Below are 18,364 nucleotides of genomic sequence, written 5' to 3'. Positions count from 1 at the left end.
CCCCACCAACTAGCTAATGCGCCGCAGGCCCATCCACAAGTGACAGATTGCTCCGTCTTTCCTCCTTCTCCCATGCAGGAAAAGGATGTATCGGGTATTAGCTACCGTTTCCGGTAGTTATCCCTGTCTTGTGGGCAGGTTGCCTACGTGTTACTCACCCGTCCGCCGCTAGGTTGTTTAGAAGCAAGCTTCTAAACAACCCCGCTCGACTTGCATGTATTAGGCACGCCGCCAGCGTTCGTCCTGAGCCAGGATCAAACTCTCCATTAAAGACCAACCGAAGTTGGTTTATAGAAAGAGCGATAAGCTCATTTTGAAACTGACGAGATAAAAATATCTCTTGTTTGATTTTGCGAACAAAATCGTTTTACTCACTCGTTGTTCAGTTTTCAAAGATCAAACCTGCATTATATCTTACTTTGTTTCACCACCGCATCTCAGCGGCGACTTGATTAATATAACACACATTCGGGATTTAAGTCAACACTTTTTTAAAATTATTTTTTAATTTCATTCAAATGTTGTTCTCATAAAAAAATTCCCGGGCTTTAAGGGCCGAGAATTAATGTATCACATTTTTGAATTCGCCGTCAACTATATTTTAAAAATAGAAACAATAACATATAAGTTTTCATATGGCCTGTCCGAATAATACTATTTTCAATCCCAGTAAAAGGACAATCCCAGGCAAACCTAATATCGTTACCGCCCCCATTGTCACTGGATTGATCGGGATGTACACCTGCGTAATCCAACCTGAATAATTGATAACATACAATGCGATGGCTGCCAGGCCCATATGCGTCCCGAATACTACAAGCCAGCCGATACCCAAACGTTTTTTTAAGATTAGAAATAGTAGCATCCCGACACAGGCAATCAGAACAAGCCAGACCGCCCCTTTCATTCAGCTCTCCGCTTGTGAACACGATCCGTATCATTGGCATACCCAGGTTCATCTGCAGGCAGATGGAAACGATGCAGGCCTTGCTGTTTCGCGCTTTTTAAATGTATCTGATATTTACGTTCTGCAGCTTCTAGAACAAATATAGCGTAGTCGATCTCATCTTTACCCGTAGCTTCATGAAATAAACGATGCGCTCTTAACCATTCCGCATGCGAAGCCCGAATCTGGGCAAACAACTCCTGCCGATACTCCGCTTCTGATTTGCCATTCTCCTGACGACGGAAATTTTGTTTCATCCGTTCCCACATCCGTTCATCCTCCTCACAAGCTGAATTATGTGCACAGTCTGCAAGACTACCTTATTCATACTTATTGAACTAAGGACAAACTTAGAACCAGGAACGATCTATACTGCCTTCTATCACCGCAAATAAAAAAGGAGCCGTAGCGGCTCCCCAAGTGAGTTGAGAATGCCCTAAGGACATCTCAGACTCCCTATTTATAACGTATAAATACACCTATTAATTGAGCTCTCTACGGCCCTCCAACGCTTTGGACAGGGTAACCTCGTCGGCATACTCCAAATCTCCACCCACTGGCAATCCATGAGCAATACGAGTAACCTTGATTTCAAAAGGACGCACTAGCCGAGAAATGTACATGGCCGTGGCCTCTCCTTCAATGTTCGGGTTCGTAGCTAAAATCAGCTCCTTGACGCGTTCATCACTGAGTCTGTTCAGCAATTCCTTGAGTTTGATATCCTCAGGACCAATTCCCTCCATAGGAGATATCGCCCCGTGAAGCACATGGTAAAAACCATTAAACTCCTTGGTACGTTCCATAGCCACCAAATCCTTGGAATCCTGAACAACACAAATGACGGAAGTGTCCCTCGTCTTATCCTGACAGATCCGACAAGGATCCGTGTCCGTAATGTTGCCGCAGACTGAACAGAAGTGAAGATTGCGTTTTACATTGACCAGCGCTTTGGCAAAGTCAATCACATCATCTTCCTTCATTTTCAGTACGTGAAAAGCCAACCGGGCAGCCGTCTTTGGCCCTACTCCCGGCAGGCGCGTAAAAGCATCAATTAGCTTGGCAATCGGCTCCGGATAATACAATAGCGTGTTTCTCCTTTATGCGGCAGACTAGAACAAGCCCGGAATTTTCATACCGCCTGTAAATTTACCCATATCATCATTAGCCAGTTCATCTGCTTTGGACAATGCATCATTGACTGCAGTCAGCACGAGATCTTGCAACATTTCTACATCATCAGGATCTACAGCTTCCGGTTTGATCGTGATGGACAACACTTTTTTATGTCCATTTACCTCCACCGTCACAACACCGCCGCCAGAAGTACCTTCGATTACTTTTCCGCCAAGCTCCTCTTGGGCTTTCAGCATTTGTTCCTGCATTTTTTTCACTTGCTTCATCATTTGGTTCATATTGTTCATTTCAATCATCTCCTTTAATGAAGTATACATCTAGACACTTGGTTCAATCTTTAATGACTACTAGGTCTTCCCCGAAAAGTTGAATAGCTTCATCAATCCAGGGCTCCTTGGACTTTCCCGGCGCATCATGCTCCGGCTCCAGTTGCAATTCTTCGGCAGGCTGGTCGGAAACTCCTTCAATCGCAGCATTCCAATCCTTTTGCATCATCGTTACTAAACGATAAGGATGACCCAACTGCTCATGCAATACCTTCTCGATGACCTGCTTATTGGCAGGCTTTTCGGTAGTTTCACGATGAATATTGTTCTTAAATGCAACCAGCACACTGTCCTCTAACACAGAAACTGGCTCACCATCCATAAACCAAGCATGAACCGTAACTTTCGCCTCTTTTACCCCTTGCAAAATCTGGCTCCACTTACGTCCTGCTGCTGCGAATGCTTCGCTCGACTTCTCAGCGATATAGCGATCCAACTGAGAAGGAAGTTTGGCTGGCGCTGAAATCCGCGGAGCAGGGGCACGACCCCCGGAAGCCTGACGACCACCCGACGATGCTTCCTGTCCCGCTCCAGCGCCCAATCCACCTTGCAGCGCGCGCTCCAGTTTCTTTTCCAGCTCAGCAAGCTGGCGCTTCAACATTACCACATCTTCCTGATCAGCTGCAGCGCCAGAGCGTTGTGCGGTCGGCTGAGCAATAGCTCCTGCTTCCCCCGGAATACTGCACAGCTTCAATAGAGCTACCTCAAACAAGGTTTGTGGCTGTACGGCATATTTCATCTCGCTCTGATAACGATTAAGGGTGTCAATCATCGCAAAGAGTTGCTCCTTGGTAAAAGCATCTGCCACTTCCTTAAATCGCTCTGGATCCAGCACTCGCTCCGTCATTTTGGTCGCCTGAGGCACCATCTTGATCATTAGCAGATCTCGGAAATAGTACAGAAGATTCTCCATGCACTTATCCGCACTTTTACCTTCCTGCATAAAGTTCTCGATCATTTGGAGCACCGTGCCCACATCTTCTTTCAGCAATGCCAAGGCAAGCTTACCGAATTGCTCGGACGCAATACCTCCCGTCATATCCAGCACCTGCTGATAAGTAACCCGACCATCTGTAAACGAGGATATCTGATCCAAAACGCTAACCGCATCTCGCATCCCGCCATCTGAAAGACGAGCAATGTACTGCAGTGCATCCGAATCAGCCTGTATGTTCTCCTGTTGACATATCAGGTCAAGCCGCTCTGTCTGTTCCTCCAGCGATACCCGCCGGAAGTCAAACCGCTGGCAACGTGAAATAATTGTCGCCGGAATCCGATGTGGTTCAGTCGTAGCCAATATGAACATCACGTGTGGCGGCGGCTCTTCCAGCGTCTTGAGCAGCGCATTGAACGCTTCCGTCGTCAGCATGTGCACTTCATCAATGATATAAACCTTGTGCCGCACTTCTGTGGGCGCATATTTGACTTTATCGCGCAAATCACGAATCTCTTCAACGCCCCGGTTGGAGGCTGCATCAATCTCCTGTACATCCATGACCGCTCCGGCCGTGATCCGTTTACAGGCTTCGCATTCGTTGCAAGGTTCCGGCGCAGGTCCATGCTCACAGTTGATTGCCTTGGCCAAAATTTTGGCCGCACTCGTCTTACCTGTTCCTCGTGGACCGCTGAACAGGTAGGCATGGGACGTGCGATTTTCGCGGATGGCATTCTGCAATGTCTGGATAATATGCTGTTGTCCTACCATGTCCTTGAAAGCCTGCGGCCGCCAAGCACGGTACAACGCTATATGTTCCAATGCGCGTTACCCTCTTTCCCATTCACTTTCATGACCATTTATGGTCACTTCATTATACTATAATCCCGTCCGAATCTAAACCAGACACCTTCCAATTTATAAACACAAAAAAACATCTTCGCAATGATTGCCAAGATGTTCTAATTACCAATATATACCGTGCACCTGTTATTGATCGTTGTGATCCGAGCGGCAATCCTGAACAGCAACTCGGGCTAGGCAACCCTCCGGCACAAGAGTGGACCTGCTTATGGCTGCTTCCTTCCGGACCTGACCAGGTTCACAAGTACTCATTGCGGAGGACCCAACCGTCAACATTGTGCGCAGGGACCAGCCTCACATCAACAACACCTCTAACAGGAATTCAACCTCGCTATAGCGGATTGCGAGTTACAGGGCACCGCTACCTCCCCATCTAGCACGGTGAAAATAAGTATATCTTAAGGCCGCATAAAAAGCAAATACACATTATTACAAAAAGAGCCCTCTGCAGTTGCAGAAGGCTCTAATAACTTTATAACCTGCGGTAATCCATTAGATACCGTATTTCTTTTTGAAACGATCCACGCGTCCACCAGCATCAATAAATTTCTGCTTGCCTGTGAAGAATGGGTGGCAGGCGGAGCAAATCTCCACACGCAGAGATCCTTTCACAGAACCAGTTTCAAACGAATTTCCGCAAGCACAAGTGACATTAGTTACGTTAAAATTTGGTTGAATAGCTTGTTGCATTGAACTTTCACCTCTTTCCGCCCTGAACGTCCTATCAGTCCAGAGTTGTATGAACACATGTTCACATTATAGCACTTGAATATGAGCGTTTCAACAACTCTTTTCTGCATTCAAAGATGGCATAAAATAGGTGTGTTTCAAGTTACATAAACCATTTTAGGCCTTGGCAAATTTGGGACGTGCCAGCCCTTGTGGCGGTACATGAGTGTAAGAACCGATGACTACATCAGGCAGTTCCTCACGATAAATCTCAAGCATTTGTTTCATGCCAAGGATCTCACCTTGAGCAGGTGGAATCAACTCCAGATAGCTTTCAGGATCGATATTCAAATTACGCATTTGAATCAGCTTGAGCTTAGTACGTTTGGCAAATTCAATCATTGCCTCAATTTCTTCCTCCCGGTCAGTTACACCCGGAAAAATTAAATAGTTAATCGACGTATATACTCCCTGCTCAGAAGCATAACGAAGTGATTTTTCCACATTAGCCAACGTGTAACCGCGCGGCTTGTAATACGCATTGTAGTGATCATCCAGTGCACTAATGGTACTAACGCGCATCAGATCAAGACCCGCATCCACGATTCCCCGGATATGATCGCTCAATCCCGCATTCGTATTGATATTGATGTATCCCATATCGGTAATGGAACGCACCTCTTTGATCGAATCAATAATCAGTTTGGCTTGTGTGGAAGGCTCACCTTCGCAACCTTGGCCAAAACTGATGATGGACTCCGGTGTCTTCAAATGTTCCAGCATAACTTCTACAATTTCTTCGACGCGAGGACGGAAGTTCATTCTTGTCTGCGGAGATACGAAACCACTGTCATCCGGCTGTTCAGATATACAGCCAAAGCAACCCGCATTACAAGAATAAGATACTGGAACTCCTCCTTCCCAGCGATTCAGGAATGTGTTCGAGGAAGTAAGACATTCGTAGCCCAGCGCACAGTTAGACAAATGTTGGTACAGCCGATTTTCGGGATATTGCTCCGTCATCCGCTGCACACCCAATTTAACTTGATGACGGTCGCAGTTTTCTGGATTCCACTTGGATGGACTGTCACTCTGCTCTGCCGTTACATAAAATGCCCCATCTTTCCAGACTACGGCCGAATAACCGAACAAGGGAAGTTTGTACTCCTTATCGGTCTTCACATATCCCGGTAGGCACAAGCGTGTAAAACCTTGCGGCAATAAAGCCCCTACTGCTTGCATATCTCCGGGAAGAGAAACCATTTCCCCTGTTTCAGGGTTCATACCGACCGGGCGAGTGCTGGGCAGGCTTACCAATGTAGCTCCTTCCGGTAACGGGATAAGCTCATCCTCCATGATTTCAACAATCATGTCTGCACTACGGGCAAGCCCATACAAAGAAGCATGATCATATACATTGCCTTTTTCGTCGGCATACACCAAATACATTATGGAGCTCCTTTCGCTCCGTTAAGCCTACGCCATTAACAAAATGAATGGTAACGACTGTATACTTACGGAACAGATAAAATACATGATGGGTTTTAGTTGGTTGTGGCCGGGACTGACGCTGTGGTAGAACGCGCAGTTCTCCGTTGTTGCCCACCAGAACTGCTTTGCGAGCCACTGGAAGAAGGTGCCGTCAAATCAAACGAAGCCAAAAACTCAGCATTAGTTTTGCTATTACGCAGCTTTTTGAGGAAGCCTTCCACAAAATCATGGCTTTCCGTCATATTTTTACGAATGGCCCAGATGGTATCCAATTCTTCCTTATTCAACAACACTTCCTCACGGCGTGTGCCGGAACGACGAATATCAATCGCAGGAAAGATACGACGTTCTGCCAGCTTGCGGTCCAAATGCAGCTCCATGTTACCTGTACCTTTAAACTCCTCATAGATGATATCGTCCATGCGTGATCCTGTGTCAATCAGCGCTGTAGCAAGAATCGTCAAGCTACCGCCTTCCTCCACATTCCGAGCCGCACCAAAAAAGCGCTTTGGACGGTGAAATGCCGCCGGATCAATACCCCCGCTCAAAGTACGACCAGAAGGAGGGATAACGAGATTGTACGCACGAGCCAAACGTGTGATGCTATCCAACAGGATGACAACATCCTTTTTATGTTCTACGAGACGCAGCGCACGCTCCAACACGAGTTCTGCCACTTTGATGTGATTTTCAGGAAGTTCGTCAAATGTAGAGGCCACAACTTCACCTTTAACAGAACGCTGCATGTCGGTCACTTCTTCGGGGCGTTCATCAATCAACAAGACAAAAAGCTCGATCTCGGGATTGTTGGTAGAAATGCTATTGGCAATTTCTTTGAGGAGAAGCGTCTTCCCAGCTTTGGGAGGTGCTACAATGAGTCCGCGCTGTCCAAGTCCGACAGGGGCCAGTACATCCATAATTCTCGTAGACAAATGGTTGGGGGAAGTTTCAAGGACTAATTTGGTTTGCGGATACAGTGGAGTCAGTGCAGGAAAATGTAGCCGCTCAGCAGCTTGCTCAGGACTTCTTCCATTGACGGCGTTAACTTGAAGCAATCCAAAATATCGTTCATTCTCTTTTGGCGTTCGGCATTTACCGGAAACAAGATCGCCTGTTCTCAAGTCAAACTTGCGGATTTGTGAAGCAGAGATGTAAATATCTTCGGTACTCGGGAGATAATTGATCGGCCTCAGAAAGCCGTAACCTTCGGGAAGGATTTCCAGAACCCCCTGCATAAACATCAATCCGCTCTTCTCAGCTTGTGCGCGCAGGATGGCGAAAATTAATTCTTTCTTTTTGAGCGTTCCGTAGTACGGGATCTGGTATTGCTTGGCCAGCTTGTACAGGTCGGTCAGCTTCATTTCTTCCAGATCGGAAATTTGCAGATCCATATAATAACCACCTATTCAATTATTAAGTCCATTCATACATCTAAATGATAGACAATGATATCATAAACACCATTAACATAATTTTAACCAAAACAAATAAAGTTATGCAGCCACCTGCCTGGATTATACCGAATTATTCCGGTTTTCCGATAAAAGATTGTTAGGTATGAACCACAATCTTTTATCAAGCAGTGGCTGCATAGGTGTTGCCCGTTCTATTGTTTTCGTTCCGGGAGTTCGAAAAAACTGCATGGTTTAATTATTCGGTCTGCCTCCATACATCCGCGCCCAAAAGACGCAGGTTGGAGACAAGGTGATCATAACCACGGTCAATGTACTCGACACCCGTCACCTCGGTTACGCCTTCGCTTACTGTAAGTCCAGCAATGACAAGGGCCGCTCCGGCGCGCAGATCTGCCGCTTTTACTTTAGCTGCATTCAGTTGACCACCCTCTATAATGGCAGACCGACCCTCTACGCGAATTTTAGCCCCCATTCGCACCAGCTCAGGGACGTGCTTAAAACGATTGCTATACACAAAATCGCTCAATACACTGACACCCTGTGCTTGGGTAAGCAAGCTGGTCATGGGAGATTGTAAATCTGTGGCGAATCCGGGGTATATCAAGGCTTTAACGTCGACATGTTCATAGGAAGGTGCACCCAGTACGCGAATACTTTCATCATATTCCTCGATGCCGATGCCCATTTCCTGCATTTTTGCAGTGAGAGCCTCCATATGTTTGGGGATTACGTTGTCAATCAATACATTTCCACGGGTTGCCGCAGCGGCAATCATATATGTGCCCGCTTGTATACGGTCAGGTATGATCGAATGACGGCAGCCATGCAGCTCCGACACACCTTCAATTCGAATCGTTTCCGTACCGGCGCCTTTAATAATGGCCCCCATGGAGTTTAAAAGGGTTGCTACATCTATAATCTCAGGCTCTTTAGCCGCATTTTCGATAATTGTGGCGCCTTTGGCACGTGCTGCCGCCAGCATAATATTAATGGTAGCGCCTACGCTGCTAACATCCAAATAAATTTTGGTTCCGCGCAGTTCTTTGGCGTGCAAATGAATAGCGCCGTGCTCGTTCGTAACCGTGGCTCCCAGCGCTTCAAAACCTTTGATATGCTGATCAATGGGCCGGGGTTCGAAATTACACCCTCCTGGCAAACCGATGATCGCTTCCTTGAATCTGCCCAGCATGGCTCCCATCATATAATAAGAGGCTCGTAATTTCTTAACAGGCCCATTCGGCATAGGAATGGATTTAATAGAGGAAGGATCTATTTTCATCTGGCTACCTTCCCAGGTAACCGTTGCACCAAGTTCCTCCAGTATTTCGGAATACACCGCCACATCACTCAACAGTGGCAAATTGTCCAAAATGACTTCCGACTCTGCCAGAATGGCTGCGGGAATCAAGGCGATGGCACTGTTTTTGGCACCGCTGATGGAAACTGTACCTTGAAGCGGCCGTCCACCGGTGATCATCAATTTTTCCATAAGCTTGAGGGTCCCCCTACGTGTTTTGCAGTCGGTCAAACAATAATCTCAAATCATAAACTTTTAACTTTTTTAGTGGTGAAAATGGAAAGACACCGGCTAAGCGGTGTGCTTTCCATACCAAACTATTCAACTGTACAGATTTAAATATTTTGTGCAGCAGAACTACAGCTACAACTAAGAAATACATCTAGCCTGTGCAGACGCACGACCAGTTTAATTCATTATTACGCTTTGTTGTTGGAACCGAACTCACGAATTTTACCGATAACGGTTTGTTTAATCGCTTCACGACCTGGAGCGATGAATGTACGTGGGTCATAAGCATCCGGTTTCTCAGCAAGCACTTCACGAACCACTTTCGCAAATACGATTTGGTTCTCAGTGTTTACATTGATTTTGGAAGTTCCCAAGGAGATTGCTTTTTTAATGTCATGTGTTGGGATACCAGTACCACCGTGCAGAACGAGTGGAAGTTTGATTGCATTGCAGATCTCTTCCATTTCTTTGAATCCGAGGTTTGGCTCGCCTTTGTAAGGTCCGTGTACGGAACCGAGTGCAGGTGCCAGTGTATCGATACCTGTTTCGTTAACGATACGCAGACAGTCGTCCAACTTAGCGTACATTACGTCGCCGACAACATCATCCTCTTGACCGCCAACCATTCCAACTTCAGCTTCAACGGAAACGCCTTTGGAATGAGCATATTCTACCACTTTTTTCGTTGTAGCAATGTTTGTGTCGATTGGGCTGTGGGAATCGTCAATCATAACGGATGTGAAACCAGCGTCGATAGCTTCTTTACATTTTTCAAAGCTGGAACCGTGGTCCAAATGGATCGCAACTGGAACGGTGATTTTCATGTCATGAATAAGACCTTCTACCATTTTAACAACAGTGTAGAATCCGCCCATGTGACGTGCTGCGCCTTCAGAAACACCCAAGATTACTGGGGATTTTTCTTCTTCAGCAGCGCCCAAAATAGCTTGAGTCCACTCCAGGTTATTAATGTTGTATTGACCTACTGCATATTTTCCTTCGAGTGCTTTGTTCAACATGTCTTTCATAGATACCAATGGCATGGTTACAGTCCTCCTAAAGGTGTTTGGGTTTGTCTATATTTTAGCCGACATCACATACGGGCTTATTATACCACAACCCATGTTAAATACTAAACAAGCTTTTGCATATCAACACATACAAAAATCACGCCCAGGACGCCGTTTTTCCATAGAATTGTATAAGGAGAGGATTTACTTTCAGTATTTCCCATAATCACAAACAAAAAACCCTGTTGTGTTAACAGAGTTCTCAACCATAGCGACTCACCTAGTCACCTCTGAGTTGTTTGTTCACAGCGATCCGCATTTCGTCAATATCAAAGGGCTTGGTAAAATGCATTAGCGCACCTAGCTCCGTCGCCTCTTTAATCATGTCCAGTTCTCCATATGCTGTCATCATAATAACCTTGATATCGGGATTCATGGTTTTTAGATGCTTCAGAATTTCGAGTCCGTCCATACCTGGAATTTTCATATCGAGCAGAACTAGATCAGGCGGTTCCTTCTCAACAATTTCAAGTGCAATTTTTCCGTTCGCCGCCTGAAAGGTCTCATAACCCTCACTTCCGAACACTTCCATCAATAAAATCCGTATTCCATTCTGGTCATCGACGATTAATACTTTCTTCTTTTCCAATGTTTTAACCTCCTAAGATCTTAAAACGAGGATCATGCAGCTATTGCCATAACAGCGTCCGATGACGTACAATATCCGTCCCATACTTAAAACTATATTCGCTCCTGCAAAAAGAAAATCCTGCTCTTATACATAATTGTGGAATATTCTTTCATAATCAGGAAGTATGGGATAAAAAAAGACCTCCCTGAGGAGGTCTTACAAGCCCTAACATTAACCTTGAAGCTGCAATGCTGCCTTTACAAATTCACGGAACAAAGGCTGCGGACGATTCGGACGGGAAGTAAATTCTGGGTGGAATTGTACCGCCAGGAACCACGGATGCTCAGGGAGCTCCACAATTTCCACCAAGCGTCCATCTGGTGAAGTACCGGAAATACGAAGACCTGCTTTTTCAATAACTTCACGATATTCGTTATTGAATTCGTACCGATGACGGTGTCTTTCGTACACCAGCTCGTCATTGTAGCAAGCCGAAGCCAGGGAACCTTCCACCAGTTTGCATGGATACAAGCCAAGACGCATCGTACCGCCCAAATCTTCGATGTCTTTTTGGTCAGGAAGCAAGTCGATGACAGGATAATCCGTAGCCGGGTTAATTTCCGAACTGTTGGCTCCTTCGAGACCAGCCAGGGAACGGGCAACCTCAATGACAGATACCTGCATACCCAGACAAATGCCGAAGAACGGAATTTTTTGCTCCCGTGCATAACGGATGGTACTGATTTTGCCTTCAATTCCGCGATCGCCGAAGCCACCCGGTACGAGAATGCCGCCAATGCCGCCCAGCATGTCAGCTACGTTCTCGTCCGTCACTTCTTCAGCGTTCACCCAACGGATTTTTACGTCTGCATTCGCATCAAATCCAGCGTGGGAAAGTGATTCAACCACACTTAAATACGCATCATGTAATGCAACATATTTACCAACAATAGCAATCTCAACCGTTTTATCCAGCTTGCTGATTCGATCAACTAACCCTTCCCATTCGGTCATATCTGGTGCAGGTGTTGTCAGCTTCAGATGGTTAACTACGATTTCGTCCAAGCCTTCTTCACGCAGGTTCAACGGAACCTCGTAGAGGGTCGAAGCATCGCGGCATTCTACCACTGCATTCGCATCAATATCGCAGAACAATGCAATTTTAGCCTTCATATCGGAGGACAGTTCATGCTCTGTACGGCAAACAATGACATTCGGTTGAATGCCGATACTACGCAGTTCTTTTACACTGTGCTGAGTTGGTTTAGTTTTAACCTCACCAGCAGCTTTAATATAAGGAATGAGCGTTACGTGAATGTACATCACATTCTCGCGCCCAACTTCGCTTTTGAGCTGACGAATAGCTTCCAAAAATGGCAAGCTTTCAATATCGCCCACAGTACCGCCGATTTCTGTAATAATTACGTCCGAACCCGCTTCACGGCCTGCACGGTACACGCGCTCCTTGATTTCGTTCGTAATATGAGGGATAACCTGCACCGTACCGCCCAAATATTCTCCGCGACGCTCTTTGCTGATTACGCTGGAATATACCTTGCCTGTTGTGACATTGCTGTTCTTGGACAGATTAATATCAATAAAGCGCTCATAGTGTCCCAAGTCAAGGTCCGTTTCCGCACCATCATCCGTTACAAACACTTCACCGTGCTGGTAAGGACTCATCGTACCCGGATCGACATTCAGGTAAGGATCAAATTTTTGAATCGTTACCTTCAGTCCCCTGTTCTTCAAAAGCCTCCCCAGTGAAGCTGCCGTAATCCCTTTGCCCAAGGAAGACACAACCCCGCCTGTCACAAAAATATACTTTGTCACTGTTCAAAACCCTCCTAGATAAGATGCAAAATTCAGGCGACATTATGATGTTATCGTAACCCGTTTGCACGGATTATCATCCATGAAGAAGGCAGCGGAATCATTTTCCATGTCCGCCGCCCTTAGCCCTCTTTCATGAGTGAAAACACCCCTATAAAAAACAAAAAAGCACTCCCGTAGTACGGGGCACTTTTATACAAAAAGCAAACATATAAGTGAATCAATCATAAGCCCAAGCAATAGTTTACCCCGTGTCCAATCCGCTGTCAAGGAAGTTATCTGTGTTAATTTGTCCATTGAACCAGATTGGAGAGAATCCACCTGAAAGCTTTAAATCAGAAGAGGTTTTCAAGAAAACGGTCATGAAAAAGGGGAGAACTCATCTCCCCTTACAGCCTGTTCCTAACGAAGCGAATCGTCGTCTTCCGTCGACTCATCGTCATTTTCATCTTCTGAATCTTCCTCATCACTGAGGTCTTCATCGTCTATAACCACGTCTTCATCACTATCATCATCATCTTCTTCTCCGTCGAACAGCTCATCTTCGCCATCCTCGTCTTCGCTATCTGCATCGAAGTCGTCATCAGAGTTGTATGTTTCTTCTTCCTCATGATAGTCATCTTCATCGTCATCGTCTTCGTCGTTAATAATACGAGGACGCTTGGCTCCTGTCAGGGCATCTTCGGATTTATCTACCGGATACCAACGTTTCAAGCCCCACAGATTCGTACCGACACAGGCAAAACGCCCGTCAATGTTGATTTCAGTATATAGCTGAGCAATAACGTCATTAATTTCTTCGTCGGAAAAGCCACGCAATTTGGCGACTTCCTTCATCAGGTCACGGTAATAATACGGAGTATTGGCTGCTTTCAATACCATAAATGCCAAGTCCACCATTGGAGTCTCGTGGACTTTCTCCGGGTCAATCTTCAAGTTGAGTGGGGTACTCACCTAGGGACACTTCCTCTCACACGTAATTCACAAGAACATGTTTCAGAGCATACACGATACATGCAATACTAACATATCCATTATCAAAACTAAGTAAAACCTATTTGGAAGCAAATTGCAAGTTAAAGATGGGTATCGTCATAATTTCCAGTAATATCCCTCTAAACAAGACGGCACACATAAAAAGACGGGGTCCCCCCCGTCTTCGACTGTACCCGCTCCGGGAGAACCCCCCAAAGTTGTTGCACAAGAGCTTATGCCCTCCATGTATCGTATGTGTCCACGGCCACTTTGACACGACAAGCAGGCCTATTTCCATAAAAAAGGGGCAGGTTTCCCATGCCACAGCTGACGCTTGCTCATACAATACCTCAGCATGGCTCATCGGAGGGGGACCGTCTCAAATGGACTATCCGGATTTTTTGCAGCGTTTGCATGAGGGTATTTCGGAGCCGTCCGGCAGTGGACGGAACAAACAGATCATCACGTTCGATAAGCCACACCAATACCGGGAATGCCTGTCCTATCTCAGGAAGCTGAAACCCGAGCTTGCGGGATTACGGCAAGTACAACCGGCCCGACTAATCCGCGCTTTAATCGCTCCGCTTTCAGGGGGAGACAGGCTAGGCAAATATCACAACGGTGTTACCGTTGAAGAAGATACCCGCATGAAGGTCCACGCTGAAACTGCTCATATACCAAAAGTAGAGAAGAACCTTTCCATGCCATGGGGAGTCAAACAGGTACGTGCATACAAGGCTTGGCCTTCCTCGACAGGGAATCGGGTCAGAATCGGTGTGATCGACACAGGAGCGGATTTTCAACATCCTGATCTTCGTCATTCTCTCGCCAGAGGTATTAATTTGCTTAACCGAACCATGCTACCCTATGACGATAACGGCCATGGTACTCATATTGCTGGAACTATCGCGGCGTCTAACTATGATGAAGGTATGGTGGGCGTAGCACCACGAGCTTTAATTCATCCCGTAAAAGCATTTGATCATAATGGAGCCGCCTACGTCTCCGATATCATTCTTGGTATCGACTGGTGTGTATTAAATCGTGTCGATATCATCAATATGAGCTTTGGTATGAAGTCGCGCAGCAAGGCATTACTTGATATGGTGAATAAAGCATATCATAACGGCATCGTCATTGTAGCGTCCTCGGGAAATGAGGGCAAGCGCCGAAGTATTGACTATCCAGCCCGCTATTCCCAGACGATTTCAGTGGGGGCTACTGACAAATACAGACGCATTGCACCTTTCAGCAACCGAGGGCAATTTGTAGATGTGTACGCACCGGGCGAAAAGATCACCTCCTCCTGGATCCATGGCAAGCATCACGAAATGAGCGGTACCTCTATGGCTACTTCCCATGTGACTGGAAGCATCGCACTTCTCCTTTCACTGAGACCGGAACTGGAGCCTGGAGAAATCAAAGCGCTGCTTAAGCGTACCGCCACACCGCTACGCCTGCGTAAAAGCGCTGGACGTAGCTCTATCTCCACCAAACTTGGAGAAGTCGATGCCTTCCGATTGATGCAGGAGGGCACAAAGTGAATGATGTTGCTAAACCTCTAGTGTAGCGCCCGGCTCCAGAGAATGAACTTTTCTGGCAGGACCTTCACACCCACTATTCCCTTCTCTTATCAACTCATCTCGTACCAGGTCAGTCTGCAGCTTTGGCGCATGAACGAGTACAACCTGTTTGCTAGGCAGCTCCTTCAACATTTGCCGCACATCTGATAATCCCTGATGCACCTTGTAAATCAAATGCCGAGCTACACAGCTGTCATTTTGATCCGCACGTTCCAACAGATGTTTGCCAAAAGAACCATGTGGAGCATGCCCGGTCAATATAACACTGTTGCTGATTCTTTCTCCGCTTTCATTACCCTCCCCCATGTTGCGGTTATCCGATAGATACTGATAGTACCAGCGCGCCTGTGGGGAATCCATCATGCCGTCTCTTGTTATGATAATAGCCGTTGGGTTCTGTTCCAGCAGACTCACTCGTTCCGCAGCATCACGAGGCACGAAGACCCTGTCACTGTTTAGCACATGTTTTATTCGCGCTGGAGCTTCCGGACGCAGCCATTCTTTCCAGCGTTTTAACTGTTTCAATCCCTGCCATATGTCGTGCTCTACAATCATTGCCTGTGCAGGGAATTGCTCGCTAGCCCATACGATCATGTCCTGTCCTCTGCCAAAGGCAGGCACCGGCAACAACACATGACCACCAGACAATAATATCCGCTCCATCTCGACCCTCAGCCGCTCCAGCTTAACAGGCTGCGGGTCTATATCCATGCCATAGGCATTGTCCATAATGGATATGTCCGCTAGATTGGGCTCTGACTTCCATTCAGGCAGGTCATGCACCCCCTCCCCAACACCCAAGTCTGGCGCATCGGCGGCAAGAAGCTCAGATTCGCGGCTGTAATCTCCAGAAAAAAACAACCGCTTCCCTTCCATTTCTACCGCATACCACACTGCACCAGCCAAATGTCCACTGCGTCCCCACATGATTCTCACACCCGGACAAGCCTCAAGCCATTCTCCTGCTGGCGCTTCATCTTCTAGATAGCGATAAGCAATGGATTGGATATCCTGTACGTCGTATGGCAATTCGGCTCCTCTCGATTCAACATAAGTATGCCAGGAGCGAAAATAGGAGCCTAACTGCTCAGCGGTAGCCTTGGTCGTCCAGACCTCCCCCTGGTATCCATACTTGTACAGTAAGGGAAGCGCCATGGAATGGTCCTCATGTGCATGAGACAGCAATACAGTGGTAAGTCCCTCCGCCTTTTGCGGCGGAAAAACCGGATATTGTCCAGTTCCTTCCTTTTTCACGCCACAATCCAGCATGACGCGATGCTGCTTTCCTTCAAAAACATAGCAGGAGCGGCCATGTTCGCCCGCTCCCCCCCAAATCCTAAGCTTGGTCATGATCATTTCCACTTTCTTTGCGAGTTTAAGCTTTCCATTAAGATCAGCAGCAGTGTGGTCATTCCGACCGATATGACGGCCATCGCCATCCCAAGTGACACCTGTCCCTGCTCAAATTGTGCAAAGATGTAGGTTGCAGACGTCTGAACGGATGGCGGCAAAATCAGCAACGATCCTACCAGCTCGCGTGAAGCAATGGTAAATGTCATCATCCAACCAGCGAGCATTCCCGGTATAATCAGCGGCAGCACAATCCGGCGGAATATGTAAGACGGTCGCCCGCCAAATACCTGTCCCGCCTGAAAAAGGCCAGTGTCCACCTGCGTAAAGGCGCTTTTTACATACTGCACCGTATAAGGAACAAACAAGATAACATACGTCAGAATGACCATACCGTATGTGTTATACAAAGGGATCGGCATCCACGGTGAGTTCCACCACAAAATCAGGCCGACCACCATAACAATTCCCGGCACCGTATTCGGAAGCAAGCTAAATGCATCAACCGTCCGTTGGATTCTTGTGCGTGAGCCGCCAATGACAAGCGCAAACCAAGTGCCCAGCACCACAGCAAGCGTCGAAGCGCCCAAAGAGAGAAATACGCTGTTCAGGAGCGCCTCCATGCTCTCTGATCCCCAAGACAGCAGTTCCTTGTAAGAGTCGAGCGTCAAATTATCCCAGGCAAGCCCAATTCCCCTCAGCTTCATCGTCGAGGCTGAAAGAATTGAAAAATAAGGAATGCCAATGGACGCAATGAGCAACAATAGAATGAATGCAACACTCAGCCCCGTAGTCCAGCCGGATATACGAAGACGGGACGGACGCGAACCTTTACCACCTACCAGCCTGTACGTAAACTTTCGGTTGATCACCGATTGCGCATACCACATGAGCAGGCAGGCGGTTAACAACACCGAGGCCATTGACGTCGCTTTGCCAAAATCTATGGGCCAGCTGGAAATGTATTTATGAATTTCCGAAGTCATGACCTCATACCCGATCCGTCGCCCAAAGGTAGCGGGGGTGCCAAACTCGGCAATTGTTTTAACGAAAATGAGCAGCGCGCCCATTCCGTAAGCCGAAAGCAGCAGCGGTAAAATAATTCGACGGAATCTGTACAGAAAGCCACCGCCCATTACGGCACCCGCCTCTTCCAGACTCCCGCCAATCCTCATCAGCGCCCCGCGCAGCAGCAGGTACAGGAATGGAAACAGATGCAGGCTCATGATCATCACCATGCCACCAAGGCTGAAGAAGGACGGCGTTAAGAAATGTAGACCCGGGAACAACTGCTCCAGATATCCGTTTTTTTGCATAAACAGAATCCAGCCCATGGAACCGATATAGGGCGGGGTCATAAACGGAATCAGCAACACGACATCCAACCAGCGCCAGTGTACAAGACGAGTGTTGGACATGATCCAGGCTAGCGGAAGTGCAAGCACCGTCGTTCCTGCAATCACACAGATACCTAGCCAAATCGAGCTGAATAGCACTCCTGCAAATTGTGAAGCAGCTAACGTTCGAAAAGGCGCATCCCATTGAAATTTTTCATCAACATATACACTTTGGATAAAGATTTGCAGCAACGGCATCACAATCAGGAAAAGAAGCGCGATCAGAGCCAGCGTCAGACACCACGCTCTGATGTGTTTAACGGATAAGCCTCCCATCG

16 protein-coding genes, 1 rRNA gene and 1 other RNA gene (1 of these 18 cut by a window edge) are annotated in these 18,364 nt (G+C 47.0%); 1 reads left to right on the top strand and 17 read right to left on the bottom strand.

Annotated elements, in window-relative coordinates:
- The 15 genes from KAI36_RS00760 to rpoE all read right to left on the bottom strand — a co-directional run.
- Positions 1-270 (bottom strand): 16S ribosomal RNA (locus KAI36_RS00760) (it extends 1,286 nt beyond the left edge of the window).
- A 361-nt stretch (positions 271-631) separates the two neighbouring features.
- Positions 632-907, bottom strand: a complete 276-nt coding sequence (locus tag KAI36_RS00755; protein WP_220026608.1) for a pro-sigmaK processing inhibitor BofA family protein — start codon at positions 905-907, stop codon at positions 632-634.
- Positions 904-1,215: a DUF2508 family protein gene (locus tag KAI36_RS00750; RefSeq protein WP_025676300.1), complete on the bottom strand. Its 312-nt coding sequence runs from the start codon at positions 1,213-1,215 to the stop codon at positions 904-906. Before KAI36_RS00750 ends, KAI36_RS00755 begins: the two co-directional genes overlap by 4 nt.
- 213 nt (positions 1,216-1,428) lie before the next feature.
- The gene (recR, locus tag KAI36_RS00745; protein WP_013308227.1) at positions 1,429-2,028 is read right to left on the bottom strand and encodes a recombination mediator RecR; all 600 of its coding nucleotides are present in this window, start codon (positions 2,026-2,028) and stop codon (positions 1,429-1,431) included.
- Between the two features lie 27 nt (positions 2,029-2,055).
- Positions 2,056-2,367: a YbaB/EbfC family nucleoid-associated protein gene (locus KAI36_RS00740; RefSeq protein ID WP_013308226.1), complete on the bottom strand. Its 312-nt coding sequence runs from the start codon at positions 2,365-2,367 to the stop codon at positions 2,056-2,058.
- Positions 2,368-2,410: 43 nt separating this feature from the next.
- Positions 2,411-4,162, bottom strand: coding sequence for a DNA polymerase III subunit gamma/tau (gene dnaX / locus KAI36_RS00735; protein ID WP_220026606.1), 1,752 nt, complete (start codon positions 4,160-4,162; stop codon positions 2,411-2,413).
- Positions 4,163-4,319: 157 nt separating this feature from the next.
- Positions 4,320-4,586, bottom strand: an RNA gene (ffs, locus tag KAI36_RS00730) — signal recognition particle sRNA large type.
- 110 nt (positions 4,587-4,696) lie between these two features.
- Positions 4,697-4,894, bottom strand: coding sequence for a 50S ribosomal protein L31 (gene rpmE / locus KAI36_RS00725; RefSeq protein WP_025719104.1), 198 nt, complete (start codon positions 4,892-4,894; stop codon positions 4,697-4,699).
- A 156-nt stretch (positions 4,895-5,050) separates the two neighbouring features.
- Positions 5,051-6,322, bottom strand: coding sequence for a radical SAM family protein (locus KAI36_RS00720; protein ID WP_061831800.1), 1,272 nt, complete (start codon positions 6,320-6,322; stop codon positions 5,051-5,053).
- A 95-nt stretch (positions 6,323-6,417) separates the two neighbouring features.
- Positions 6,418-7,755, bottom strand: coding sequence for a transcription termination factor Rho (gene rho, locus KAI36_RS00715; RefSeq protein ID WP_069080583.1), 1,338 nt, complete (start codon positions 7,753-7,755; stop codon positions 6,418-6,420).
- Positions 7,756-8,014: 259 nt separating this feature from the next.
- The gene (locus KAI36_RS00710; RefSeq protein ID WP_013308220.1) at positions 8,015-9,268 is read right to left on the bottom strand and encodes a UDP-N-acetylglucosamine 1-carboxyvinyltransferase; all 1,254 of its coding nucleotides are present in this window, start codon (positions 9,266-9,268) and stop codon (positions 8,015-8,017) included.
- Between the two features lie 227 nt (positions 9,269-9,495).
- Positions 9,496-10,350: a class II fructose-1,6-bisphosphate aldolase gene (gene fba, locus KAI36_RS00705; RefSeq protein WP_013308219.1), complete on the bottom strand. Its 855-nt coding sequence runs from the start codon at positions 10,348-10,350 to the stop codon at positions 9,496-9,498.
- A gap of 247 nt (positions 10,351-10,597) precedes the next feature.
- The gene (locus KAI36_RS00700) at positions 10,598-10,966 is read right to left on the bottom strand and encodes a response regulator (protein ID WP_013308218.1); all 369 of its coding nucleotides are present in this window, start codon (positions 10,964-10,966) and stop codon (positions 10,598-10,600) included.
- A gap of 213 nt (positions 10,967-11,179) precedes the next feature.
- Positions 11,180-12,781, bottom strand: a complete 1,602-nt coding sequence (locus KAI36_RS00695; RefSeq protein ID WP_013368772.1) for a CTP synthase — start codon at positions 12,779-12,781, stop codon at positions 11,180-11,182.
- 402 nt (positions 12,782-13,183) lie between these two features.
- Positions 13,184-13,735: a DNA-directed RNA polymerase subunit delta gene (rpoE, locus tag KAI36_RS00690; RefSeq protein WP_013308216.1), complete on the bottom strand. Its 552-nt coding sequence runs from the start codon at positions 13,733-13,735 to the stop codon at positions 13,184-13,186.
- Between the two features lie 404 nt (positions 13,736-14,139).
- On the opposite strand from rpoE, the gene KAI36_RS00685 reads away from it, so the two are divergent.
- The gene (locus KAI36_RS00685) at positions 14,140-15,300 is read left to right on the top strand and encodes a S8 family peptidase (RefSeq protein ID WP_025718442.1); all 1,161 of its coding nucleotides are present in this window, start codon (positions 14,140-14,142) and stop codon (positions 15,298-15,300) included.
- Positions 15,301-15,309: 9 nt separating this feature from the next.
- Here KAI36_RS00685 and KAI36_RS00680 read toward each other — a convergent pair whose 3' ends face one another.
- Together KAI36_RS00680 and KAI36_RS00675 are read right to left on the bottom strand one after the other, a co-directional pair.
- Positions 15,310-16,695 carry an MBL fold metallo-hydrolase gene (locus tag KAI36_RS00680; RefSeq protein WP_220026605.1) on the bottom strand — a complete coding sequence of 462 codons (1,386 nt, stop codon included), beginning with the start codon at positions 16,693-16,695 and terminating at the stop codon, positions 15,310-15,312.
- Positions 16,692-18,362: an ABC transporter permease gene (locus KAI36_RS00675; protein WP_220026603.1), complete on the bottom strand. Its 1,671-nt coding sequence runs from the start codon at positions 18,360-18,362 to the stop codon at positions 16,692-16,694. Before KAI36_RS00675 ends, KAI36_RS00680 begins: the two co-directional genes overlap by 4 nt.
- Positions 18,363-18,364: the final 2 nt, after the last annotated feature.

The sequence above is a fragment of the Paenibacillus sp. S02 genome (genome assembly GCF_019454065.1).
Classification (GTDB): domain Bacteria; phylum Bacillota; class Bacilli; order Paenibacillales; family Paenibacillaceae; genus Paenibacillus; species Paenibacillus polymyxa_B.
The sequence above is the reverse complement of the archived record's forward strand: the minus strand, read 5'-3'. Positions and strand labels throughout refer to the sequence as shown.